The 21,294-nt window shown below is 58.6% G+C and carries 26 protein-coding genes; 9 read left to right on the top strand and 17 right to left on the bottom strand.

Annotated elements, in window-relative coordinates; translation table 11 throughout:
* Positions 1-2: 2 nt before the first annotated feature.
* Together KDX39_RS10990 and KDX39_RS10985 are read right to left on the bottom strand one after the other, a co-directional pair.
* Positions 3-587 (bottom strand): hypothetical protein, encoded by a 585-nt coding sequence (locus tag KDX39_RS10990; protein WP_231660393.1) that lies wholly within the window; start codon positions 585-587, stop codon positions 3-5.
* On the bottom strand, positions 553-1,302 hold the full coding sequence (locus tag KDX39_RS10985) for an SURF1 family protein (RefSeq protein WP_231660392.1): 750 nt from the start codon (positions 1,300-1,302) through the stop codon (positions 553-555). The genes KDX39_RS10990 and KDX39_RS10985 overlap by 35 nt, the downstream gene beginning before the upstream one ends.
* Before the next feature lie 74 nt (positions 1,303-1,376).
* Here KDX39_RS10985 and KDX39_RS10980 point away from each other — a divergent pair, with 74 nt between their 5' ends.
* Positions 1,377-1,571: a twin transmembrane helix small protein gene (locus KDX39_RS10980; RefSeq protein ID WP_231660391.1), complete on the top strand. Its 195-nt coding sequence runs from the start codon at positions 1,377-1,379 to the stop codon at positions 1,569-1,571.
* Between the two features lie 73 nt (positions 1,572-1,644).
* Here the strand turns inward: KDX39_RS10980 and KDX39_RS10975 are convergent, their stop codons facing one another.
* The 4 genes from KDX39_RS10975 to coxB form a co-directional block, all read right to left on the bottom strand.
* On the bottom strand, positions 1,645-2,535 hold the full coding sequence (locus KDX39_RS10975; RefSeq protein WP_231660390.1) for a cytochrome c oxidase subunit 3: 891 nt from the start codon (positions 2,533-2,535) through the stop codon (positions 1,645-1,647).
* Position 2,536: 1 nt separating this feature from the next.
* The gene (locus KDX39_RS10970; protein ID WP_231660389.1) at positions 2,537-3,115 is read right to left on the bottom strand and encodes a cytochrome c oxidase assembly protein; all 579 of its coding nucleotides are present in this window, start codon (positions 3,113-3,115) and stop codon (positions 2,537-2,539) included.
* Between the two features lie 7 nt (positions 3,116-3,122).
* Complete coding sequence (gene ctaD, locus KDX39_RS10965) at positions 3,123-4,715, bottom strand: cytochrome c oxidase subunit I (RefSeq protein WP_231660388.1); 1,593 nt, start codon at positions 4,713-4,715, stop codon at positions 3,123-3,125.
* Between the two features lie 196 nt (positions 4,716-4,911).
* Positions 4,912-6,033, bottom strand: coding sequence for a cytochrome c oxidase subunit II (gene coxB, locus KDX39_RS10960; RefSeq protein WP_231660386.1), 1,122 nt, complete (start codon positions 6,031-6,033; stop codon positions 4,912-4,914).
* Between the two features lie 352 nt (positions 6,034-6,385).
* On the opposite strand from coxB, the gene KDX39_RS10955 reads away from it, so the two are divergent.
* Entirely contained in the window at positions 6,386-7,036 is a 651-nt protein-coding gene (locus KDX39_RS10955; RefSeq protein ID WP_231660384.1) for a hypothetical protein, read from the top strand.
* A gap of 123 nt (positions 7,037-7,159) precedes the next feature.
* On the opposite strand, the gene KDX39_RS10950 is transcribed toward KDX39_RS10955, so the two are convergent.
* The 3 genes from KDX39_RS10950 to KDX39_RS10940 all read right to left on the bottom strand — a co-directional run bounded on the left by KDX39_RS10950 (position 7,160) and on the right by KDX39_RS10940 (position 10,799).
* The gene (locus KDX39_RS10950; protein WP_231660381.1) at positions 7,160-8,692 is read right to left on the bottom strand and encodes a SulP family inorganic anion transporter; all 1,533 of its coding nucleotides are present in this window, start codon (positions 8,690-8,692) and stop codon (positions 7,160-7,162) included.
* A 101-nt stretch (positions 8,693-8,793) separates the two neighbouring features.
* A complete protein-coding gene (locus tag KDX39_RS10945) occupies positions 8,794-9,534 on the bottom strand; it encodes a carbonic anhydrase (RefSeq protein ID WP_004882512.1) in 741 nt (246 codons plus the stop codon).
* A 206-nt stretch (positions 9,535-9,740) separates the two neighbouring features.
* Positions 9,741-10,799, bottom strand: coding sequence for a PA0069 family radical SAM protein (locus KDX39_RS10940; RefSeq protein ID WP_231660380.1), 1,059 nt, complete (start codon positions 10,797-10,799; stop codon positions 9,741-9,743).
* Between the two features lie 220 nt (positions 10,800-11,019).
* Here KDX39_RS10940 and KDX39_RS10935 point away from each other — a divergent pair, with 220 nt between their 5' ends.
* Together KDX39_RS10935 and KDX39_RS10930 are read left to right on the top strand one after the other, a co-directional pair.
* Complete coding sequence (locus KDX39_RS10935; protein ID WP_231660378.1) at positions 11,020-11,250, top strand: hypothetical protein; 231 nt, start codon at positions 11,020-11,022, stop codon at positions 11,248-11,250.
* A gap of 63 nt (positions 11,251-11,313) precedes the next feature.
* Positions 11,314-11,601: a hypothetical protein gene (locus tag KDX39_RS10930; protein WP_231660377.1), complete on the top strand. Its 288-nt coding sequence runs from the start codon at positions 11,314-11,316 to the stop codon at positions 11,599-11,601.
* A gap of 65 nt (positions 11,602-11,666) precedes the next feature.
* Here KDX39_RS10930 and KDX39_RS10925 read toward each other — a convergent pair whose 3' ends face one another.
* Both KDX39_RS10925 and prlC read right to left on the bottom strand, forming a co-directional pair.
* Positions 11,667-11,954: a YheV family putative zinc ribbon protein gene (locus tag KDX39_RS10925; RefSeq protein WP_099230989.1), complete on the bottom strand. Its 288-nt coding sequence runs from the start codon at positions 11,952-11,954 to the stop codon at positions 11,667-11,669.
* Positions 11,951-14,038, bottom strand: coding sequence for an oligopeptidase A (prlC, locus tag KDX39_RS10920; RefSeq protein WP_231660376.1), 2,088 nt, complete (start codon positions 14,036-14,038; stop codon positions 11,951-11,953). The genes KDX39_RS10925 and prlC overlap by 4 nt, the downstream gene beginning before the upstream one ends.
* Before the next feature lie 76 nt (positions 14,039-14,114).
* Between prlC and KDX39_RS10915 the strand changes: the two genes are divergently transcribed.
* Positions 14,115-14,663: a gamma carbonic anhydrase family protein gene (locus KDX39_RS10915; RefSeq protein WP_231660375.1), complete on the top strand. Its 549-nt coding sequence runs from the start codon at positions 14,115-14,117 to the stop codon at positions 14,661-14,663.
* Positions 14,664-14,686: 23 nt separating this feature from the next.
* Positions 14,687-15,340 carry an HAD family hydrolase gene (locus tag KDX39_RS10910; protein WP_231660529.1) on the top strand — a complete coding sequence of 218 codons (654 nt, stop codon included), beginning with the start codon at positions 14,687-14,689 and terminating at the stop codon, positions 15,338-15,340.
* Positions 15,341-15,493: 153 nt separating this feature from the next.
* On the opposite strand, the gene KDX39_RS10905 is transcribed toward KDX39_RS10910, so the two are convergent.
* On the bottom strand, positions 15,494-16,549 hold the full coding sequence (locus KDX39_RS10905; RefSeq protein ID WP_231660374.1) for an aminopeptidase: 1,056 nt from the start codon (positions 16,547-16,549) through the stop codon (positions 15,494-15,496).
* 93 nt (positions 16,550-16,642) lie between these two features.
* Here KDX39_RS10905 and KDX39_RS10900 point away from each other — a divergent pair, with 93 nt between their 5' ends.
* A complete protein-coding gene (locus KDX39_RS10900) occupies positions 16,643-17,056 on the top strand; it encodes a PA0061/PA0062 family lipoprotein (protein ID WP_231660373.1) in 414 nt (137 codons plus the stop codon).
* Here the strand turns inward: KDX39_RS10900 and KDX39_RS10895 are convergent, their stop codons facing one another.
* Positions 17,057-17,290 (bottom strand): DUF1161 domain-containing protein, encoded by a 234-nt coding sequence (locus KDX39_RS10895; RefSeq protein ID WP_099231006.1) that lies wholly within the window; start codon positions 17,288-17,290, stop codon positions 17,057-17,059. It abuts the gene before it with no gap.
* Between the two features lie 148 nt (positions 17,291-17,438).
* On the bottom strand, positions 17,439-17,870 hold the full coding sequence (locus KDX39_RS10890) for an OsmC family protein (RefSeq protein WP_231660372.1): 432 nt from the start codon (positions 17,868-17,870) through the stop codon (positions 17,439-17,441).
* A gap of 214 nt (positions 17,871-18,084) precedes the next feature.
* Here KDX39_RS10890 and KDX39_RS10885 point away from each other — a divergent pair, with 214 nt between their 5' ends.
* Positions 18,085-19,086: an LLM class flavin-dependent oxidoreductase gene (locus KDX39_RS10885; RefSeq protein ID WP_231660371.1), complete on the top strand. Its 1,002-nt coding sequence runs from the start codon at positions 18,085-18,087 to the stop codon at positions 19,084-19,086.
* Between the two features lie 133 nt (positions 19,087-19,219).
* Here the strand turns inward: KDX39_RS10885 and KDX39_RS10880 are convergent, their stop codons facing one another.
* Positions 19,220-19,444, bottom strand: a complete 225-nt coding sequence (locus tag KDX39_RS10880) for a DUF1161 domain-containing protein (protein ID WP_231660369.1) — start codon at positions 19,442-19,444, stop codon at positions 19,220-19,222.
* 147 nt (positions 19,445-19,591) lie between these two features.
* Positions 19,592-19,810, bottom strand: a complete 219-nt coding sequence (locus KDX39_RS10875) for a dodecin (RefSeq protein ID WP_004882494.1) — start codon at positions 19,808-19,810, stop codon at positions 19,592-19,594.
* A 166-nt stretch (positions 19,811-19,976) separates the two neighbouring features.
* Here KDX39_RS10875 and KDX39_RS10870 point away from each other — a divergent pair, with 166 nt between their 5' ends.
* Positions 19,977-20,303, top strand: a complete 327-nt coding sequence (locus tag KDX39_RS10870) for a DUF883 family protein (protein ID WP_099231014.1) — start codon at positions 19,977-19,979, stop codon at positions 20,301-20,303.
* Here KDX39_RS10870 and KDX39_RS10865 read toward each other — a convergent pair whose 3' ends face one another.
* Entirely contained in the window at positions 20,304-21,260 is a 957-nt protein-coding gene (locus tag KDX39_RS10865) for a LysR family transcriptional regulator (RefSeq protein ID WP_269439882.1), read from the bottom strand.
* Between the last annotated feature and the right edge of the window lie 34 nt (positions 21,261-21,294).

Raw genomic sequence — 21,294 nt, 5'->3', positions numbered from 1 at the left:
CTTCAGCCGATATTCGAGAGTTTCAGCAGACGGCGCAGGTCTTCGAGCAGGTCCTTGCCGTTGATCCCCGCGTCGTAGCGCAACACCAGGTTGCCGTGCGGATCGATGATCCACAGGTAAGGCGCCTGCAAATCAGGCGCGAGCGTGCCGTAACGCGAAAGGTCCAGCGGATAACGCAGCAGGCGTGGGTATTCCCGGTTCAGCTTTTCAGCGTATTCGACGTCCAGCGGCTGAGCCCCGGCCAGCGCATGACTGGCGCGAGCTGCGTCCCGCCCCAGCCCTGTCTGCACCTGCCGCGCCAGATACACCAGCTGCTGACACGTCGCCTCGCAACGCCGGGGTGCGCTGACCAGCAGTTGCCAGCGCCGCTCCCCGGCCGAGACACCCAGGTCCATGCGGCTCTGGCCATTGCCGATCAGGTAACCGTGATAACTGCGGCTCTCGGGCACCCAGAATCCGAATACGTACATGCACGTGGCCAGCATCATGGGCGCAAAGGCAATCAGCACCACCAACAGCAGTTGCAGACGTCCTTTGCGTCGACGCTGTGCATCAGACATGTCGATGGGGTTCATGGCGGCTCCCATGCGCGTCCTCCTGCGCGGTTCGGCCCAGCACCCGGCCTCGGTGCAGATAAAGGCCTAACAGCGCGGCCGACAGCGCGAACCACTGCACGGCATAGCCCACGTGCTTTTCAGGGCTGATCGCAACCACCGGCCAGTCGACCCGATAGGCCGCCGCTCCCGGTTCAAGTCTCAGCTCACCGGGATACCCTTCACGCCCCAGCTCGCTCCACAGCTGATCGGCAAAGACCGCGTTTACAAGCCTTGGCCAGGCGCCTTGTGGCGCATCAGGTTCAAGCTGAAAGGGGGCACGCACCGGCACGTAGACCCACGCATCGAGCTCCAGCACTTGGTTGGGCGTATTGACGACCGGCGCCGTGCGTCGATCCCGCCAGAAAAGCCAGCCGCGATTGATCAGTAGCCAGAGCCCACTGGCGTGATCCATGAAGGGCTGCAGCAGCTCGACGCCCGCGCGGCCATCGCGAATGCTGTTGTCCAGCAGCACGCTATGGGCTGAATCGAAATGGCCACGAACATGCACACGACGCCAGGCGGCATCCTCGGCATATAACAGCTCGCCGATGCTGACGGGAGCGGCGGCGCGGCGTTCGGTGTACTGGCTGAGCATCGACCGCTTCTGTTCGCCGCGCTCCAATTGCCAGAACCCCAGAGAAATCAGGCACGGCAGCAGCAGCAATACGATCAGCGTCGGCCACAGCCCCGGTGTGAAGCGCTTCATCACAGCCTCCGGTTCGGCACTGGGGCCGGACCTATACTCCACTGCATCATCGCGATTGCTCCTGGAGTCCTCTCATGCTCAAAGCAGCGATTGTTCTAATGCTGGCTGCCACCATAGCCAGCCTGTTCAGCGGGCTGTCCTTTCTGGTCAAGGACGACAATCACTCGACCCGTCTGCTCAAGGCTCTCGCGCTGCGCGTTATCCTCGCCGGGCTGACCCTGATCCTGATCACTTGGGGGTTCTACAGCGGGCAATTGCCCTCACCCTGAATGAAGAAAAACGATGATCGAGCCCAGCCTCCGCGTCGGTATCCAGCCCGTGGAAACGATCAGAAACCGCGTTCTAAATCACGTACACGAACACAAACAGCCCGACCCATACCACATCCACGAAATGCCAGTACCAGCTTGCCGCTTCGAAACCGAATTGATGCTCGGCGTCGAAATGGCCGCGCAGGATGCGGATCATCATCACCAGCAGAATGAGCGTGCCCATCGTGACGTGAGCACCGTGAAACCCGGTCAGCAGGAAGAAGGTCGCGCCGTAGATGCCGGACCCCAGAGTCAGCCCCAGCTCCTGATAGGCATGGATGTACTCTTCGACCTGAAAGAACAGAAAGGTACAGCCCAGCAGGATGGTCAGCGCCAGCCAGCGCTTAAGCGCGCAGCGGTGTCCTTTCTTCAGCGCATGATGGGCAAAGGTTATCGTCACGCTGGAGCTGACCAGCAGCACGGTATTGAGCAATGGCAGTTTCCAGGGATCAACGATACCGCTGGGCGCCGGGTAGAGCTTGGGATCCGGCGTGTCGAGCATCGGCCAGGTGTATTCGAAGTTCGGCCAGAGCATGTTCGAAATTCCGTTCGCCCCGTCGCCGCCCAGCCAGGGACCGGCCCAGATGCGCACGTAGAACAGGACGAAGAAGAACCCCAGAAAGAAGCTCACCTCGGAGAAGATGAACCAGGCCATGCCCCAGCGAAACGAGCGGTCCATCTGCGCGCTGTACAGACCTGCTCGACTTTCCTTCACCACTGCGCTGAACCAGCCGTACATCATGTACGCCACCAGCAGCGCGCCGATAAAGAAAATCAGCGGACCATTGGAATCGGGCCGCTCGGCTTTCATGTCATTGAACCAGGTGCCGAGCCCGAACATCGTGATCAACAGCGCTACGGTGGCAATGATCGGCCATCTGCTCTGGGCCGGAACATAGTAATGCTCGGGGGGCGTTGCCATTTCAGTCTCCTTTGACCACAACTCTTTCGAGCCTTTTGGCCACTGGAACAGCAGGCGTGCGGCGCTCGGTGATGTCGAACAGCGTGTAGGCCAGCGTCAGGCTCTTCACCTCTTCGGGCAGGTCGCGATCCACGATGAAACGCACCGGCATCTCGATGCGCTCGCCCGGCTGCAGCACTTGCTGGGTGAAGCAAAAGCACTCGGTCTTGTGGAAGTAGGCAGCGGCCTGACCCGGCGAAATGCTCGGTACGGCCTGAGCCGTCATCGGCTTGTCGGTCGGGTTCTGCGCCACGAAAATCATCTCGTTGATCGCGCCCGGATGGACCGCTATCTGGTCATTGCGGGGATAGAACGCCCAGACCATCCCGGCCGAATTGGACGACAGGAACTGCACCTTCACCTGACGCGTTTCGTCGACGATTTGCGTGCCCTGATACTGGTCGCCGGTCTTGCCATTGATACCGAAGGCCTTGCACATCACGTCGTACAGCGGCACCAGCGCGAAACCGAAAGCGAACATGACCAAGGCCATCAGCAGCAGGCGAGTGATGAGTCGTTTGAGAGGCAAGGTCTGGTTCATGCGCAACTCACTTCACTTCCGGCGGTGTACTGAAGGTGTGATACGGCGCAGGCGAGGGCACGCTCCACTCCAGCCCCTCGGCACCGTCCCAGGGTTTGGCCGGTGCCGGTGCGCCACCCCGGATGGTTTTGATCACGATAAACAGAAACAGTAGCTGGGTTGCGCCAAACGTGAAGGCGCCAACCGACGAGAGCATGTTGAAATTTGCGAACTGCAGGTTGTAATCGGGGATCCGCCGCGGCATGCCAGCCAGACCGACGAAATGCATGGGGAAGAACGCCAGGTTCATGCCCACGAAAGACAGCCAGAAATGCAGCTTCGCCAGGGTTTCGTCGTACATGTGCCCGGTCCATTTCGGCAGCCAGTAGTACGCCGATGCAAAGATCCCGAAGATGGCTCCCGGCACCAGCACGTAATGAAAGTGCGCAACCACGAAGTAGGTGTCCTGATACTGAAAATCCGCAGGCGCAATCGACAGCATCAAGCCGGAAAACCCGCCGATGCTGAACAGAATGACGAACGCCACGGCAAACAGCATTGGCGCTTCAAACGTCAGCGACCCTTTCCACATGGTGCTGACCCAGTTGAACACCTTCACCCCGGTCGGTACGGCGATCAGCATGGTGGCGTACATGAAGAACAGCTCGCCCACCAATGGCACGCCGACCACGAACATGTGATGCGCCCAGACGATAAACGACAGAAACGCGATGGCCGCAACCGCATAGACCATTGAGGTGTAGCCGAACAGCGGCTTGCGCGAGAACGCCGGGATGATCGAACTGACTGCGCCGAAGGCAGGCAGGATCATGATGTACACCTCGGGATGACCGAAGAACCAGAACACATGCTGAAACAGCACCGGATCACCGCCGCCTGCCGCGTTGAAGAAACTGGTCCCGAAATGAATATCCATCAACATCATGGTCACGCACCCGGCCAGCACCGGCATCACGGCGATCAATAGAAAGGCGGTGATCAGCCAGGTCCAGACGAACAGCGGCATTTTCATCAGCGTCATGCCGGGCGCGCGCAGATTGAGGATGGTCGCCACCACGTTGATCGCGCCCATGATCGAACTGATACCCATCATATGAATGGCAAAAATGAAGAAAGTCACGCTTTCGGGTGCATAGGTCGTCGAAAGCGGGGCGTAGAAGGTCCAGCCGAAATTGGGTCCGCCGCCGGGCATGAACAGCGTAGAAACCAACAGCAGGAACGCCGCTGGCAACAACCAGAAACTGAAGTTGTTCATGCGCGGGAGGGCCATGTCCGGCGCACCGATCATTAAGGGGATCATCCAGTTGGCCAGTCCGACAAAGGCAGGCATCACGGCGCCGAACACCATGATCAGGCCGTGCATGGTCGTCATCTGGTTGAAGAATTCGGGTGCGACGATCTGCAGGCCCGGCTGGAAAAGCTCGGCGCGAATCACCATGGCGAACGAACCGCCCAGCAGAAACATAGTGAAACTGAACCACAGGTACATCGTGCCGATGTCCTTGTGATTGGTGGTCAGCACCCAACGCATCAGGCCCTTGGCGGGGCCGTGGGCAGGGTCATGGCCGACGTGGCCATGGTCGTCAATCACTGCACTCATGTCGGCCTCCGGTGGCGAAGGATGTCCTCAATGGACATCGCGTCTGTGGGAGGCGGCTTGCCGGCGATGCGGTTTCTCAAGCGCCCTGTCAGCGACTGAACTGACGCCATCGTCGGCAAGCCGCCTCCCACAGGCATGTGTGTTCTGCAAGACAGCGTCCTGTCAAAGACACAAGCCAGCATTTTCAGCATTCCATTCATGGCTTGGCCTGCTTGAGCGTCAGCACGTCCTTGGGCGTCACCATGTCGCCCTGGTTATTGCCCCAGGCATTACGTTCGTAGGTCACGACGGCCGCGATATCTACCTCCGACAGCTGCTTGCCGAACGCCGCCATGGCCGTACCCGGTTTGCCGTTGACGACGATATTGATGTGATCGGCAATCGGCCCGGTGGCGATTTTCGAACCCTTGAGCGCCGGGAACATCGGCGGCAGGCCTTGCCCCTCAGGCTGGTGACAGGCCGCGCAAACGGTGTGATAGACCTTATCGCCCTGAGCAATGAGCTCTTCGCGGGTCCAGTCCTTGCTGGTCAGTTCCTTGAGCCGTGCAGCTTCCTGTTTGCGCCCGGCCAGCCAGTTTTCATAATCGGCGGGCGAGCGGGCATCGACCACGATGGGCATGAAGCCGTGGTCCTTGCCACACAGTTCGGTGCATTGGCCTCGATAGATGCCGGGCTTCTCGATCCGTGTCCAGGCTTCGTGTATGAACCCGGGGACCGCGTCACGCTTGACCGCAAACGCTGGCACCCACCAGGAGTGGATCACGTCCGCACCGGTGACCAGAAAGCGGATTTTCTGGCCGACAGGCAGCACCAGAGGCTGATCCACCTCCAGTAGATAGTGCTCGCCCTTGTCATCGCGGTTGTGGATCTGGTGGGTCGTGGTGGCGAGGTTGCTGAAGAATTCGACATCCTGCCCGAGGTATTTGTAATGCCATTTCCATTGATAACCAGTGATCTGGATATCAACGTCCGACTCGCTGGCGTCGTACATGCTGATCAACGTACGGGTCGCCGGAATCGCCATGGCGACCAGTATCAGGAACGGAACCACGGTCCAGAGAATCTCGACCGTGGTGTTTTCATGGAAATGCGCGGCTTTCTGACCGGAGGAACGACGATGCGCGACAATAGACCAGAGCATGGCGCCAAACACCACGACCCCTATCACGACACAGATCCAGAAAATGGTCATGTGCAGATCGAAAACGGCGCCGCTGACCACTGACGCGCCGGGTGACATGTTGGTCGTCCAGTCTGCATGTGTCTGCTCGAACGCGGACCACAGCAGCAGGCCCATCCAGACCCTTGGATGCCGCATTTCGGGTTCCCCCACACACTCTTGTTCTACGCGGATCAGGCCGCGGGCAAGGCAGTGGGCTACCGACTGCAGGACCATGACCAGAGGTCACAAGCCGACTTCCTCAGACGTCGAGTATAGACACGGCCAGAGGAGCGCAACGCAGTGCCGGATGAGTGCAACGTGGCAAACAGCGAATGTATTTACCGGTCGAACCCTGGCAACCGCTTCAAAAAAGGGTTTTTAGAGCAAAAACATATAAATGTGAATTAGTTATGACAAAAACATCTGAGCTATTTAGTTAATCAAGCTAACGTATGACTTTGATCAATAACACCCACCTGGTTATATGCTTTCAGGAGCCCATGCCCTCATGAACACGGCCGCATTGCGCGAGCAGATCCAACGAGCACACCAGCACGAGGCCGAGACAGGCCAGTTGCTGCAACAGCTGAAAACTCAGCTTCCGCACCTTCATCCTGCCATCCACCTGCCCGAAGTTGACGCACAGGGAGCACTGACGCGTTTTGTCACTGCGTATATCGATCTGGTCCCCGACCTGCTGGAAGCCGCGCACGAAGTGGCAATCGAGGCGGGCATCGAAGGACAGATAAAACCGGTGCTCAAGATTGCCGAGCACTTCTTCACTGCACCCCCTGAAATCATGCAAGGCCACGAAGGACTCGACAGCCTGCTGGATGAGGCTTATCTGGCGCATCGTCTGGTCGAGGAAGTAAACGACCTTTACATCAAGCACTTCGGTCAGCCGCTGATTCCATCCAACACGACGGTTGCCAGCGTGATCGCTCACCAGCTGATCGGCGAACAGTTTGCCAACCAGTTGGACGAGGCTGTCCACCATGCCGTCGATCAGTTGCTTGATGATGAGGGTTTCGCGCTGGACTCGGTCGAGGCCTATCGCGAGAAACTGAGCAGTCCCGACACCGAAGCCGCCTGGAAGCGCTGGCCGAGCCTGTCACGTCAATTGGGTATCGGTCTGGAACTGGAACGTTCCGCGGGCTGATTCGCCACCGAATTCATGTCTTCGCCGCAAAGGAAGGAGCCGAATGATGCTCCGCTGCTACGCGAAGACCCATCCGGCTCCCTGGTGCCGATCAACCTGTGCGCCGATCAACAGCAGACTTGATCAGGCAGCGCCTGAGCCAATCCCCGTGTTGGTGTACACCCTACCTTCGAGTCGACGCTTCAAGCCCCGGGGTTCGATCACCAGCTTGGTTCCGTGAGCGGCATTGGCACGCCCCCAGTCTTCAAGCAGCTCCAGACAGGAGTGGTCGATATAGGACAGGTTGTTCAGTGGCACATGCAAGGTGCTGCCGACCGGAACGGTGCCCAGCACCTGGGTCAACGCAGGCACTTTGAGGAACGTCGCCGCACCCACCAGACGCAGCTCGTACTCGCTCTTGCCCGGCAGCTCGACCAGGTTGATCTTCAGTCGCGAAGCCTTGAGCGCCAGCTTGACCAGTGTCAGACCGAAGCCCACCAGAACACCGGTCAACAAGTCGGTGAAGATGATCGCGCCAGCGGTCGCGGCGTATGTGAACATCGGCATGCGACCATAGCGCCCCAGCCCCTTGAACGTTTTCAGATCGACCAGCTTCAGACCGGTATACACCAGCACACCTGCAAGACTGGCGACCGGAATGCTCTGCAGCACGCTGGACAGCAGCAGGACGAACGCCAGCAGCCAGAGGCCATGGAAAATCGTCGAGAAGCGTGTTGTCGCACCGGCCTGAACGTTGGCCGAACTGCGCACGATCACACCTGTCATCGGCAGTGCGCCCAACAGACCGCACAGCATGTTACCCACGCCCTGGGCACTCAGCTCCTTGTCGAAGTCCGAACGCACACCGCTGTGCATGCGGTCGACCGCTGCGGCAGAGAGCAGCGTTTCGGCACTGGCGATAAAGGCTACAGCGATTGCCGCAATCAGGATCGCAGGGTCGGCCAGGTTCATCAGGTCGGCAGGGCGCAGCCAGTCGATGGCATCGGAGAGGTTTTCAGGCACCTGCACACGCTTGACGTCCAGCGCCATGAACAGACTCACGGCGGTCGCAATACCGACGCCCAGCAGGGCGCCTGGAACAAAGCGCAGCGACGCGGGACGAATCTTGTCCCAGCCCCACATGATCAGGATTGTCCCCAGGCCCAGCATACCCGCCTGCATGCCCGCTCCCGGCCCGATGGCCTGGACCAGCGTTGCCGGGAAACCGATCAGGTTATCCAGCCCGGAAGGTTTCGGCCCGCTGTCGAACATGACATGAGCCTGTGACAGCACGATCAGAATGCCGATACCGGCGAGCATTCCGTAAACGACCGCAGGTGCCGTGACACGGAACCAGCAGCCGAGTTTGAATCGACCGGCCAGCAATTGAAGCAGACCGGCCAGCAAGAGAATCGGCCCCAACATCGCCATTCCGTGCTCGCGTACTACTTCGAAGACCAAGACGGCGAGGCCTGCGGCCGGACCGCTGACCTGCAAAGGCGAGCCGGCCAGCCAGCCCACGACAAGACCACCAACGATGCCCGTGATCAAACCCTTGGCAGGTGGCATGCCGGACGCGATTGCAATGCCCATGCACAAGGGCAGGGCCACCAGGAACACGACCACGGAAGCGAGCAGCTCCCGTGGTAAAACGGATTTCAATGCTGTAGCACCCATGACACTTCTCCGGGATTCTTCAGACGAGGCAAAGCTGGCGGCGCGCTCCATGCGCAGCCGCCACCAGCTAAAGAAGGGTGTGCCGTCAGTCGTGACTGTGGTCAGTCAGCTGAAAAGCGTGCTTTCGGGGAAGCCATCGGTGTCGGGCCCGAGCCGTCGAGCGGCACGAAGCGATCACTCTCAGCGTCATAAGCCAGAATTTCACTGGTTTCGATGCTGTAGACCCAGCCGTGAATGAACAGCTGACCGCTGGCCATCTTGGCTGCAACCGAAGGGTGCGTGCGCAAGTGCTGCAACTGGGAAATCACGTTTTCCTGAGTCAGGACCTGCATGGTTTCCAGCTCGCCACTGCAGCTGCAATTCTGTTCGACAACAGTACGGGCAACCTCTGCGTGGCGCAGCCAGGCTTTTACCGTTGGCATTTTGTCCAGACTGTCGGGGTTGAGTACCGCTCGCATGGCACCGCAGTCAGAGTGACCGCAGACGATGATGTGTTGCACGCCCAGCGCAACGACCGCGTATTCCAGAGCCGTGGATACACCACCGTTCATCTGGCCGTACGGCGGAACGACGTTGCCGACGTTACGAGTCACGAAAAGGTCGCCCGGCGAGCTCTGAGTGATCAGCTCGGGAACGATGCGCGAATCCGCGCAGGTAATGAACATGGCTCGCGGCGATTGTGCGGTAGCCAGTTTCTTGAAGAGTTCTTCCTGCTGTGGGAAGACTTCCTTACGAAAATGTACGAAGCCATCGACGATGTGTTTCAACGCTACGTCGGCGCTATCCGAGTGGCTATGTGTGCTGGCCGACGTAGCCGACGGCTGTTTATCCATGTCTCTCATGTCTTCATCCTCTCTGACGGATTGATGTGGATTCTTCATGCGTGCTTAACCAGAGCCGGATGTGATCCCTGTTGTTTGGCCTCACGAACAAATCCTTTGAACGCTACCGCTGGTGTCACTCCGAGTTACAGACTAAACGCCCAAGCTTAAGTGAAACTGAATGCGACCGCTCTGGAACGCGGGTTTGCACGATAGTCCCAAATTCGTTACAGCAATGACATCTGGCCGCCCGGTGGGCAAAACGCATCGCAATCCAGAACGAAGCTTTCACGTTTGTTCAGTCCCAGGCGTTTGATCGCCATCGTGTAGCGTTGAGCAAGCAGGTCTGCAAATGGACCTTCACCACGCATGCGAGTGCCGAACTGGCTGTCGTAAAGCGCACCGCCCCGGCTCTGGCGGATCAGACTCAGCACATGATCGGCGCGCTGGGGATAGTGCGTCTTTAGCCACTCGTCGAACAATGGCGCCACTTCAAGTGGCAGGCGCAGCATCACATAACTTGCACTCAGCGCACCGGCCGCCTTGGCCTCGCTCAGCATTGCTTCCAGCTCACTGTCGTTGATCATCGGAATCATCGGCGCACAGAGCACGCCAACCGGCACCCCGGCCTGACGCAACACCTTGATCGCCCTCAGCCGCGCCTTGGGTGCTGCCGCCCTGGGCTCAAGAATGCGCTTGAGGTCGTCGTCCAGCGTTGTCAGGCTGATGAACACCGACACCAACCGCAGCCTGGCCATCTCCGCCAGCAGATCCAGGTCACGCAGGATCAGCGAACCCTTGGTGATGATGCTCACCGGGTGACGATAGCGCAGTAATACCTCCAGCGTGGCGCGGGTGATCCTGTGTTCGCGCTCAATGGGCTGATAAGGATCGGTATTGGCACCCAGCGTGATCGGCGCGCAGCGATAGCCGGGTTTCGACAGCTGTTGCTCCAGCAACGCGGCCGCGTTGGTCTTGGCGATCAGCTTCGTCTCGAAATCCAGCCCCGGCGACATGTCCCAGTACGCGTGGCTGGGCCTGGCGAAGCAGTAGATGCAGCCGTGTTCACATCCCCGATAGGGATTGATCGAGCGATCAAAAGGAATATCCGGCGAGGTATTGCGGGTGATGATGCTCTTGGCGGTCTCGAACGTGACCGTGGTGCCCTGAGTCATCGGGACTTCCTGATACCAGCCATCGTCCTCGGCAACCGAACGACTGGGCGCGAAGCGGTTATGCGGATTAGTGGCGGTGCCGCGGCCGCGCACGGGAAGGGAGTTGGACATCTGACATGACCCGGATACTGTTTATACATACAGTAAACTAAAATCAGTGAATACCCGACCAACGTGAGCCAAAAACCTCGGTCTGCTGACCAGCGGTAAAACCGCCCTGTACGTTCGACCACCTGTCATTTCTGTCAGTAGACGGCTTTATCGACCAGGCATAGCTTGATCGAATGCCAGATCGGTTGACCCTGGCAACTTGCCTGATGAAGAGGTGGGTATGGCCAAATATGTGGTTCGATTGTCAGCAGACGATTTGAGTAAAAAGAAGTACCCCGAAATTTCTGCCGAATTGTATGAAAACAGAATCCTCATCAGCTCTGTTTTACTCACGCTGGACACCCGTCAGGAGTGCGAACTCGACATCAGGGGTGATGAAGACATAGCCGAAATACTGATTGAGCTTGCTCGCTCATTCAAAGAAAAAATCGTTGAATTGTCGGAAGGATAGAACGCTCCTCAGAAGATCTGTGATACCGCTCCAGACAAAATCAAGAAACAGGAGATCAAGGAAATGGCTACCTATGAGGTCAGATTGTCTATTGCCGAAATTGAGGGCGATGACACCCCCGAAGTAACAGTCGAGTTCTGGAACAGCGAGCTTCCCAATCGAAAGCCAGACCAGAAGGGCGACACCGAATTTACCGCGTTCGTGACAGCCCCGGCAAAAGGGGCGCCTTATGACACGGTTAAAAGTAAGGCGGACGTCGATGGCAACCAAATAACCGACGCTGCGGACGACGAGATATTGCTTGAACTGGTCAATGCCTTCATGAAAATGGATCTTTCCATAAAAAGCTGAGCATTGGGCTCCGGTGCATCAGGGACTTTGACAAAGCCCCTGATGCACCGTGTGATCGAGGCCGGTCAGCTCGGATCTACCGGCTTCTTCAACTTCGGATTCGGAAAGAACTGCACGCCCTGCACCTTCGGATCGGCGGGCTTGACCGCCACCTTGTTGACCCGAGTGCCCAACTCTTTCGGCACCGAAAGCCCTTGCTCGTTGAGCGTATCGCTGTAGCCGCAGTTCACGCACTCACGGTGCGGAACCTCGTCCTCGCTCCACATCATCAACTTGTCCGGCTCGCTGCACGCCGGGCAGACCGCACCGGCGATGAAGCGTTTTTTGGTAACGACCGCAGGTGTATCGGTCATGCTGCCGCGTCCTCACTCAAACCACTGTGGCGCAAGAGTGCGTCAATCGACGGCTCGCGTCCGCGGAAGTCGACGAACAGCACCATCGGTGCCTGCGAACCGCCACGGGCCAGAATCGCTTCGCGGAAGGCGCGACCGGTTTCGGCATTGAGCACGCCGTCTTCCTCGAACTTCGAAAACGCATCAGCCGAAAGCACTTCAGCCCACTTGTAGCTGTAGTAACCCGCTGCGTAGCCGCCCGCGAAGATATGCGCGAAGCTGTTGGGGAAGCGGTTGTAAGCGGGCGGGCGCATGACCGACACTTCGTCGCGAATACCTTCCAGTACCTGCAGCACACCGCGGCCATCTCCATGAGTGGCGTGCAGTTCGAAGTCGAACAGTGAGAACTCCAACTGACGGACCATCATCAGGCCGGAATGGAAGTTACGTGCAGCGAGCATCTTCTCCAGCAAGTCCTGCGGCAGCGGTGCGCCGGTTTCGTAATGACCGGAGATGAGCGCCAGGCCTTCCGGCTCCCAACACCAGTTTTCCATGAACTGGCTTGGCAGCTCGACCGCGTCCCATGCCACGCCATTGATCCCGGATACACCGGCGTGATCAATGCGGGTCAGCAGGTGATGCAGACCATGGCCGAACTCGTGGAACAGCGTGGTGACTTCGTCATGGGTCAGCAAGGCAGGCTTGCCGCCGACGGCCGGGGTGAAGTTGCAGACCAGATTGGCAACCGGGCTCTGCAGAGTGCCTTCAGCGGTGCGACGACGGTCGCGGGCGCCGTCCATCCAGGCACCGCCACGCTTGTTGGCGCGGGCGTACAGGTCGAAGAAGAAGCGGCCGACGTGCTGACCGTTTTCCTTGATTTCGAACAGACGAACGTCCGGGTGCCAGGTATCGAAGCCTTTCTGCTCGGCGATTTCGATGCCGTACAGACGCTGAACGATAGCGAACAGGCCGCTCAGCACTTTGTCGATCGGGAAGTAGACGCGCAGGGCTTCCTGGGAAACGCTGTAGCGCTGCTCACGCAATTTTTCGCTGTAAAATCCGCTGTCCCAGCTTTGCAGATCCGGACAGCCCTGTTCGGCGGCGTACGCCTTGAGCTCTTCCAGATCCTGTACGGCAAACGGCTTGCTGCGCTTGGCCAGATCGCGCAGGAAACTCAGCACCTGATCGCTGGACTCGGCCATCTTGGTCGCCAGGCTCAGTTCCGCAAAATTCGCGTAACCCAATAGCTGGGCCAGTTCCTGACGCAGGTCGAGGATCTGCTCCATGACCGGACCGTTATCATTTTTGCCCGCGTTCGGGCCTTGGTCCGAGGCGCGGGTGCAATACGCCGCGTAGACTTCTTCACGCAACGCGCGGTCTTCGGCGTAGGTCATCACCGCGTAGTAGCTCGGGAATTCCAGGGTAATCAGGTAGCCATCCAGACCCTTGGCCTTGGCGGCGGCCGCCATCTGCTGCCTGGCCGAGTCGGTCAGGCCAGCGAGGGCGGATTCATCGGCGACCAGCTTGGTCCAGGCCTGAGTGGCGTCCAGCAACTGGTTGGAGAACTGGCTGCCCAGCTCCGACAGCTTGCTCTGCACTTCGGCATATCGTTTTTGCTGCTCGGGCGGCAGGTCGATACCGGACAGGCGGAAGTCGCGCAGCGACTGTTCCAGAATGGTCTTCTGGCCAACGTCGAAATTTGCTGCTTCCGGACTATTGGCCAGCGCCTCATAAGCCTGGAACAGCTCGCGGTTCTGACCCATCTCCGTGGAGTAGGCGCTCAATGCAGGCAGGCACGACTCATAGGCTTCGCGCAGTTCGGCGCTGTTGCACACGGCATTCAAATGGCTGACCGGGCTCCAGGCGGCGCCGAGACGATCATTCAGCTCGTCCATGGTCAGTACCAGTCCGGCCCAGGTCGGTGTCGATCCCTGTCTGGCGAGAATGTCGGCAATTGCAGCGCGGTTATCCGCCAGAATCTGTTCGATGGCAGGTTTGACATGCTCGGCACGGATCGCCGAGAAGGGTGGCAGGTCGTACGATTGCAGAAGCGGGTTGTTCGCGCTCACGGTTTTGCACCTTGGCTGGAAGAAACACTCCTGCATCTTAATTACAATCGACGCCGACCGCAGCATCGAAACCCGCTTCACTCACCTATCACTGCCAAAGAAGGAGCCTATCGTGGCCATTCGCAAGTTTCAGGACCACACACCATCCCTCGGCGAACGGGCCTTCGTCGATCATTCGGCGGTGGTGATCGGCGATGTGGAAATCGGTGCCGACAGCTCCATCTGGCCACTGACCGTGGTGCGCGGCGACATGCACCGCATCCGCATCGGAGCCCGTACCAGCGTGCAGGATGGCAGCGTGCTGCACATCACTCATGCGGGACCGTTCAACCCCGACGGTTTTCCGCTGCTGATCGGCAATGAAGTGACCATCGGCCACAAAGCCATGCTGCATGGCTGCACCATCGGTAACCGTATCCTGATCGGCATGGGCTCGACCATCATGGACGGTGCAGTGGTGGAAGATCAGGTGATCATCGGCGCGGGAAGCCTGGTGCCGCCGGGCAAGGTGCTGGAAAGCGGCTTCCTGTATGTCGGCCGCCCGGTAAAACAGGTGCGGGCGCTGACCGAAAAGGAAATCGCGTTCTTTCCTTACAGCGCGACCAACTACGTGAAACTCAAGGACCAGCACCTGGCAGAAGGCTTTGACCAGCCATGCTGAAGAATGTGCAGTTCGAGGCGCCCATGCATTACCAGAACATCCTTTTCGACCTCGACGGCACGCTGACCGACCCGCGTCTGGGCATCACTCGCTCGATCCAGTTCGCGCTGGCCCGGCTGGGTATCGACGAGCCGGATATCACTAAACTGGAACACTTCATCGGTCCGCCGTTGTTGCAGGCGTTCATGCAGTTTTACGACATGGACGAAGCGCGCGCGTGGAAAGCCGTCGGCTTATACCGCGAGCGCTTCCGTGTGACCGGGCTGTATGAAAACGAAGTGTTCGACGGCATTGCCGAGCTGCTTGAAACGCTGGGTCAGCAGGGCAGACGTCTCTATATCGCCACGTCCAAGCCTTGGGAGTTCGCCCGGGAAATCGCCCGGCATTTCGATTTTGCCAGGCACTTCATTGTGATTTACGGCAGCGAACTGGACGGTACCCGAACCGACAAGGTCGAACTCATCGCCCACCTGCTCGCCGAAGAAAAACTCGACCCGGCGCACACCCTGATGATCGGCGACCGCAAACACGACCTGATCGGCGGCATCCGCAATGGGCTGGACGTTGCGGCGGTGGGTTACGGGTTCGGCAGCCATGAAGAGCTGACGGCGGAAAATCCCACGTATCACTTTGCGACAGTGGCCGAGTTGCATCGGGCTTTTGTGGGCAAGCCTTGATGTGACGCCACTCAAAGGACTGTGGTTAGGCGGCTTGCCGGCGAGGCTTTTTCTGAAGCGATATATCAATAACTGAACGGACGCCATCGCCAGCAAACCGTCTCACGGGGTATGCATTCAGTCAGGCACTTTCGTTTCGGCTCTGGTGCGCGCTCACGGCATCAATCGCTGCAACGCCGCCTTGCGTGATTCAGCAGGCAAGCCACCGAGCTTCTCCACTGCCTGGAAGAACCCTTCCCAGTCGCCATTCACGTGTTTGAATAACGCTTCGAACGCAGGCACCCATTGATCATAAAGCCCGAAGGGCAGCAGTTTGGCGTTGTTCATCGGGCTGTTGATCCAGCCGTCGAAACGTTTGTCGCCACCCCATTGCCCGTCGCGAAGTTGTCGATAATCGCGGCGCAAGCGTTCGAACTCGGCGGCCTTGCGTTCACGCATGGCATCAGGCGTCAACGGCTGGCGATAAAGGGTTTTCAGACGCTCGCGTGTGTCGAGCACCAACTGGATGAACTGATCGCGTCGCCTGGACTGCGAGACACTCTCCGGCGGCAGGCCACGGGCTTCTCTCCACTGACGCGTGCCTTCCTGCTCGACGAAGCTGGCGTAAGATTCGTTGAATTCCGTGTCGTCTTTCACATAGAAGCGCTGATGCGCCAGTTCATGAAAAATCAGCGTGGCCAGTCGCTCGTCGCCCCAGCCCAGCATCGTGCTCAGGATGGGGTCATTGAACCAGCCCAATGTCGAATAGGCTTCTACGCCACTGAGGTACACGTCCTTGCCTGCCTGACGCTGCAACGCGGCTTCACCGCGAGCACCTCCAGGGCTGTAATAGCCACGGTAGGCCACGCAACCGGCAATCGGAAAACAGTGCGTAACGGGATCGAGGGAGAACTCGTCAGTGGCGAACACGTTCCATACCACGTAAGGACGGCCCAGATCGGCATACAGACGGTAACTCATGTTGTCCGGCAGATGCAGGTGTTGGCTGGCAAAGGCGCGGGCCTTTTGCGACTGGGCCAGGTGGGCACGAAGCGTTGGATTGCGACCGGGATCGGCGATGATATCGTCCACCGGTTCGCGGGCCTGCAAGAGTTGCCACTGCCCCTGCGCCAACTGACCGTAATAGGCCACGCTGGAACAGCCACCGAGCAACAAAACCGCCAGTACCGGCAAAACCTGCCAAAGGCGTAAAACAATGAGTCGTGGCATACACAGCCTTCAAATCGGAACACAGTGCTGTTATGCAGGACAGACAAGACCGACGCAACTAACATCGCCGCCGGTTCAGAAACGGAGCACAGCATGCGCGTCATGACACTGATTCTTGCCCTCACCACCCTTGCCGGTTGCGCCGGTCCATTACCTGCCGTTGACCCGAACATGGCGTGGGTCGATCTGCACACCATCACCGGCAAAGTGGTGATGGCCGACAAACTCGACGGCAAGAACACGTATGACGGTCGTTACTTTCAGGTCACGCCTGGCAGCCATTCGCTGCAGGTGCGTTACGACTATGAATACCGCTACGGAAGCCTGGGTCTGATGGGCGACGACTACACCGAGATCACCTGTTTCGTGGAGATCGATTACACGCATTTCGCTGCGGGGCAGCGCTATGTGCTTGAGGTGAGGTCTCTGACCAACGATGTCGATGCGTGGCTATATGACGCTGAACGCAAAGTGGTCGCAGAGGAAGGGAATGTTCACTGCATCTGATCAGCGATCATTGCGCTGATAGATGATTTTCTTTGTGCCGTTCTCACAGCTGCCCACGACCATGTTCGGGTCCTGAACCTCGTCATTGGTGACGATTTCCAGTGTGTAGGACGTGACATTGTTCGCCTGGATCCGCGCCTCGATCTCGTCCTTGAGCTCATCACAGGACTTCGGGGCTGCTACAGCATTTACAGCCAGCAGTGTACAGGCCACTGCCAAAGCAAAACGTTTCATGCCTGACCCTCATTGACGACACACAGCCAACCGAAAAACTATAGGTGGGAAGCGGCTTGCCGACGAATCAATAGCCTGACCAATCCGGCAACAGCTGGATTGACGCTATCGTCGGCCAGCCACCTCACACGAAATCCGAACGACCGGATCAGCTCAACAGGGTAGCGTCGAGCGTGATGTTGGCGTTCAGCACCTTGGACACCGGGCAGCCTTCTTTGGCTTTGGTGGTCAGTTCGTCGAACTCTTTCTGGGTGATGTTTGGCACTTTGGCCTTCAGGATCAACTTCACAGCCGTGATCGCGAATCCACCCTCGACCTGATCCAGAGACACTTCAGCGTGCGTGTCGATGCTATCGGCAGTGAAGCCTGCGTCACCCAGAATCATCGACAGCGCCATCGAGAAGCAGCCGGCATGCGCCGCACCGATCAGTTCTTCCGGGTTGGTGCCTTTGCCGCCTTCGAAGCGGGCCTTGAAGCCATACGGGTGCTCGCGCAGTGCTGCGGTTTCAGTCGAGATGCTGCCGATGCCGGTTTTCAGATCACCGGCCCAGTGTGCCGATGCTTTCTTGACGATGCTCATGGTCGCTCCTTGAAGGAATGGGTTGAGTCTTTTACACGTGACAGGATTCTGAGGATAGACGGCACTGGAAAGTTCAAACTGACTAAAGACCTAGCATTTAAGTAGGTTTTTTCCGGTTCATCTATTGAAACACCAAGCTTGTGCCCGCACTGTTGTTTCATCGTGGGCAGCTCCTTGAGCCGACCCAACACAATTCGAGGAGCTACCCCGGCCTATGAAACGTCTGGCAGATGTAAAGATTTCCACCCTGGATCTGGTGCCCGTGCGCCACGACAAAGGCCCCGCCGATTCCCTGCGCAACTCGCTTAATCTGGCGCAACACGTCGAGAAACTGGGCTACAACCGTTTCTGGGTTGCCGAACACCACAACATGGACGGCATCGCCAGTTCGGCAACGTCAGTGCTGCTGGCGTATCTGGCAGGCGGCACCTCGACTATCCGGGTCGGCGCAGGCGGGATCATGCTGCCCAACCATGCGCCACTGGTGATCGCAGAACAATTCGGCACCCTGGCCAGCCTGTATCCGGACCGGATCGATCTGGGCCTTGGCCGTGCGCCAGGCTCCGATCAGATGACTGCCCGTGCGCTGCGTCGCGAACGTTCCGGCAGTGCCGATGACTTCCCGGATGACGTGACCGAATTGATGGAATACCTGGGGCCGCGTACAGCTGATCAAAAAGTGATCGCCGTGCCGGGTTCGGGTACCCATGTGCCGATCTGGCTGCTGGGCTCAAGTCTGTTCAGCGCACAGCTGGCGGGCATACGTGGCTTGCCATACGCCTTCGCTTCGCACTTTGCGCCGCGCTACATGCATGAAGCGATTCGCGTCTATCGCAATCACTTCCAGCCCTCGGCGGTGCTGGACAAGCCTTACGTGATGCTGGGCGTGCCGCTGTCGGCCGCAGAAACGGACGAAAAGGCCGAATATCTGGCGACATCGGTGTATCAGCGCATTCTGGCGCTGATGCGTGGCCACAGCCTGATGCAGCGCCCACCCGTGGAGTCCATGGATGGCCTGTGGCTGCCTCATGAACGCGAAGCGGTGGCGAGCTTTCTGGGGCTGGCGATGGTCGGCGGACCGGACAAAATCCGCGCCAAGCTGGATGTGCTGCTTGAGCAGACCGACGCCGATGAACTGATCTTCACCTGCGACATGTACGAGCATGAAGACCGTCTGCGGTCCTACGAGATTCTGGCGCAGGTCGCACGCGGCTAAGCGCCTTGCTGCACAGAAACGGAAAAGCCCGCGCCACCCGCTGAATCACTGTTCAGCGTGTGGCACGGGCTTTTTTACAGCGTGAACACGGGGTCGAGCAACGGGCTGGATTTACATCGAGCCGGCCTGACTATCAACCGCGCTTGTAAACGATTTCCTTGGCGCCACCTTCGCAGGTGCCAACCACTTGCTGATCAGCGGCACTGCCTTTCTCGACCACTTCAAGCGTGTAGGAAGAAACGCCTTTGGCCTGAAGCTTGGCGTCGATTTCGCTTTTCAGCTCCTCACACGGCTTGCCTGCCGCCAGAGCAGTGCCCGCGATGCTCAACAAACATGCTGCCAACAAAATCTTTTTCATGGGTATCCCCTCTCGTCCGGCCAAATAAAGACGCCATCGGAACAGGCGCCCATTAAACATCCCTACGCCCACATGTGAGCCATGATGGCTCATGTAAGTGTGTAGCGCAGGTTATGGCAATCGGCCAGCCGAAAGGTTCAGGGACGATCAGCTACGTTCAATGCGAAAGCCCACTTTCAAAGTGACCTGGTAGTGGCCGACCTTGTTGTTGTCGACGATGTGGCCACGGGTTTCAGTCACTTCGAACCACTCAAGGTTCTTGATGCTCTTGCTGGCTTCAGCCAACGCGTTCTGGATGGCGTCTTCGACTGTGGTGGTGGACGATCCGACGATTTCGACTTTCTTGTACGTGTGATGATCACTCATGGCAGTTCTCCTGAAGGTCTGGGAACACGTCGTTAAAACCAACGCTCCAGACTTCTGTCAGGAAAAAGCGGGTAAAAGTTCAGACTTTGCAAAATGGCATCGCACTTTCCAATAAGCCCGCAGTCGGAATCATCACACGCCCACTCATCATTGCAGGAGAAACACCATGGCTAGTAATTCACTTCGCAAGGCCTCGTTGCAGAGTATGGAAGCGGAGATCGAGAGCCTCTTGAAGTCTCTTGAAGGTCTGAAAGCCGACGCCACTGACGAGTCGCGCAAGACCCTGAAAAATCTCAAGGCCAATGCTGAAAGTGCTCTGAGCCATTCGCGCAGCCTGCTCAGCGATGTCTACGAAGACGTCAAAGAGAAAACCCGCGAAAATGCTCTGGCCACTCGTGACTATGCTCAGGAGCACCCTTGGACTACCGCTGGCGTCGCTGTCGGTGCCCTCGGCCTGCTGGCAGCCTACCTGCTGTGCAAGCGCGGCAACTGATCAGATTCTGATCGGATCTTCAGACCGCAGCAGCTCATTTTTCAGCCATTGAGCCAACTGCTGCGCACGGCCATCGGCCACACGTCTGGGGACCCACAACGCTAGTTGCGCCGGGGTTTCACTGAAGCCCCATGGCGCAACCAGGCGTCCGGCCCTGAGGTCATCGACCACCAGCGGCTCCGGCGCGATTGCGATTCCAAGGCCTGCCACGGCCGCCTCCAGCAAATAATACAAATGCTCGAAACCCTGTCCGAACTGCAATGATTGCGGGTCGATTCCGTTGTGCTGTGCCCAGCTTGGCCAAGCCTGCGGTCGAGAGGTGGTCTGTAGCAGGGACTCTTCCAGCAGTGCATTCGCGGGCGCGTTTCGCAGGCTGTCGAAGCGCGCGAAGCGTGGGCTCAGCACAGGGCCGATTCGTTCGCTGGCCAGTTCGAACACCTGCATGTCGGCAGGCCAGGGCGGTTCGGCGAATACCAGCAAGGCGTCAAGACCGGGACGGCGCGGGTCCAGATCGCCTTCGCCTGCCGACAGGTGCAGGCGCAGATCCGGCAACTCGGCATTCAAGCGACTGAGGCGCGGAATGAACCAGCGCGCCAGCAGGCTCCCGGAACACCCCAGCACGAACGGTGCATCGGCGCTGCCCTGGCTCAGTTCAGCACACACATTGCGCAACCGATCAAATGCTTCACCACTGGCATCACGCAGTCGGATGCCTGCATCTGTGAGTTTCAGGCCGCGTCCATCCTTGCTGAACAGATTGACGCCCAGATGCTCCTCGAGCAGCTTCAACTGACGGCTGACGGCGCCGTGCGTAACGTGCAGTTGCTCGGCCGCCTGACTGACACTGCCCAGGCGGGCGGTGCTTTCAAAGGCGCGCAACGCATTCAGCGGTGGAAGATCGCGGCTCATGATCTGTGAGTTTTCCTGACAGGTTGTGGCGATCTTATCGGTTTTCATCCGGGCGTGCGCTGGTTAAAGTGGACTCATTGCC

The organism is Pseudomonas sp. CDFA 610, from assembly GCF_021147865.1.
GTDB classification, from domain to species: Bacteria; Pseudomonadota; Gammaproteobacteria; order Pseudomonadales; family Pseudomonadaceae; genus Aquipseudomonas; species Aquipseudomonas alliivorans.
This window is presented reverse-complemented; position numbering and strand designations above follow the sequence as displayed.

Coding starts and splice junctions, on each gene's coding strand:
- KDX39_RS10990 (WP_231660393.1), bottom strand. CDS start 587: ATGGGAGCCGCCATGAACCCCATCGACATGTCTGATGCACAGCGTCGA.
- KDX39_RS10985 (WP_231660392.1), bottom strand. CDS start 1,302: ATGAAGCGCTTCACACCGGGGCTGTGGCCGACGCTGATCGTATTGCTG.
- KDX39_RS10980 (WP_231660391.1), top strand. CDS start 1,377: ATGCTCAAAGCAGCGATTGTTCTAATGCTGGCTGCCACCATAGCCAGC.
- KDX39_RS10975 (WP_231660390.1), bottom strand. CDS start 2,535: ATGGCAACGCCCCCCGAGCATTACTATGTTCCGGCCCAGAGCAGATGG.
- KDX39_RS10970 (WP_231660389.1), bottom strand. CDS start 3,115: ATGAACCAGACCTTGCCTCTCAAACGACTCATCACTCGCCTGCTGCTG.
- ctaD (WP_231660388.1), bottom strand. CDS start 4,715: ATGAGTGCAGTGATTGACGACCATGGCCACGTCGGCCATGACCCTGCC.
- coxB (WP_231660386.1), bottom strand. CDS start 6,033: ATGCGGCATCCAAGGGTCTGGATGGGCCTGCTGCTGTGGTCCGCGTTC.
- KDX39_RS10955 (WP_231660384.1), top strand. CDS start 6,386: ATGAACACGGCCGCATTGCGCGAGCAGATCCAACGAGCACACCAGCAC.
- KDX39_RS10950 (WP_231660381.1), bottom strand. CDS start 8,692: ATGGGTGCTACAGCATTGAAATCCGTTTTACCACGGGAGCTGCTCGCT.
- KDX39_RS10945 (WP_004882512.1), bottom strand. CDS start 9,534: ATGAGAGACATGGATAAACAGCCGTCGGCTACGTCGGCCAGCACACAT.
- KDX39_RS10940 (WP_231660380.1), bottom strand. CDS start 10,799: ATGTCCAACTCCCTTCCCGTGCGCGGCCGCGGCACCGCCACTAATCCG.
- KDX39_RS10935 (WP_231660378.1), top strand. CDS start 11,020: ATGGCCAAATATGTGGTTCGATTGTCAGCAGACGATTTGAGTAAAAAG.
- KDX39_RS10930 (WP_231660377.1), top strand. CDS start 11,314: ATGGCTACCTATGAGGTCAGATTGTCTATTGCCGAAATTGAGGGCGAT.
- KDX39_RS10925 (WP_099230989.1), bottom strand. CDS start 11,954: ATGACCGATACACCTGCGGTCGTTACCAAAAAACGCTTCATCGCCGGT.
- prlC (WP_231660376.1), bottom strand. CDS start 14,038: ATGCAGGAGTGTTTCTTCCAGCCAAGGTGCAAAACCGTGAGCGCGAAC.
- KDX39_RS10910 (WP_231660529.1), top strand. CDS start 14,687: ATGCATTACCAGAACATCCTTTTCGACCTCGACGGCACGCTGACCGAC.
- KDX39_RS10905 (WP_231660374.1), bottom strand. CDS start 16,549: ATGCCACGACTCATTGTTTTACGCCTTTGGCAGGTTTTGCCGGTACTG.
- KDX39_RS10900 (WP_231660373.1), top strand. CDS start 16,643: ATGCGCGTCATGACACTGATTCTTGCCCTCACCACCCTTGCCGGTTGC.
- KDX39_RS10895 (WP_099231006.1), bottom strand. CDS start 17,290: ATGAAACGTTTTGCTTTGGCAGTGGCCTGTACACTGCTGGCTGTAAAT.
- KDX39_RS10890 (WP_231660372.1), bottom strand. CDS start 17,870: ATGAGCATCGTCAAGAAAGCATCGGCACACTGGGCCGGTGATCTGAAA.
- KDX39_RS10885 (WP_231660371.1), top strand. CDS start 18,085: ATGAAACGTCTGGCAGATGTAAAGATTTCCACCCTGGATCTGGTGCCC.
- KDX39_RS10880 (WP_231660369.1), bottom strand. CDS start 19,444: ATGAAAAAGATTTTGTTGGCAGCATGTTTGTTGAGCATCGCGGGCACT.
- KDX39_RS10875 (WP_004882494.1), bottom strand. CDS start 19,810: ATGAGTGATCATCACACGTACAAGAAAGTCGAAATCGTCGGATCGTCC.
- KDX39_RS10870 (WP_099231014.1), top strand. CDS start 19,977: ATGGCTAGTAATTCACTTCGCAAGGCCTCGTTGCAGAGTATGGAAGCG.
- KDX39_RS10865 (WP_269439882.1), bottom strand. CDS start 21,260: ATGAAAACCGATAAGATCGCCACAACCTGTCAGGAAAACTCACAGATC.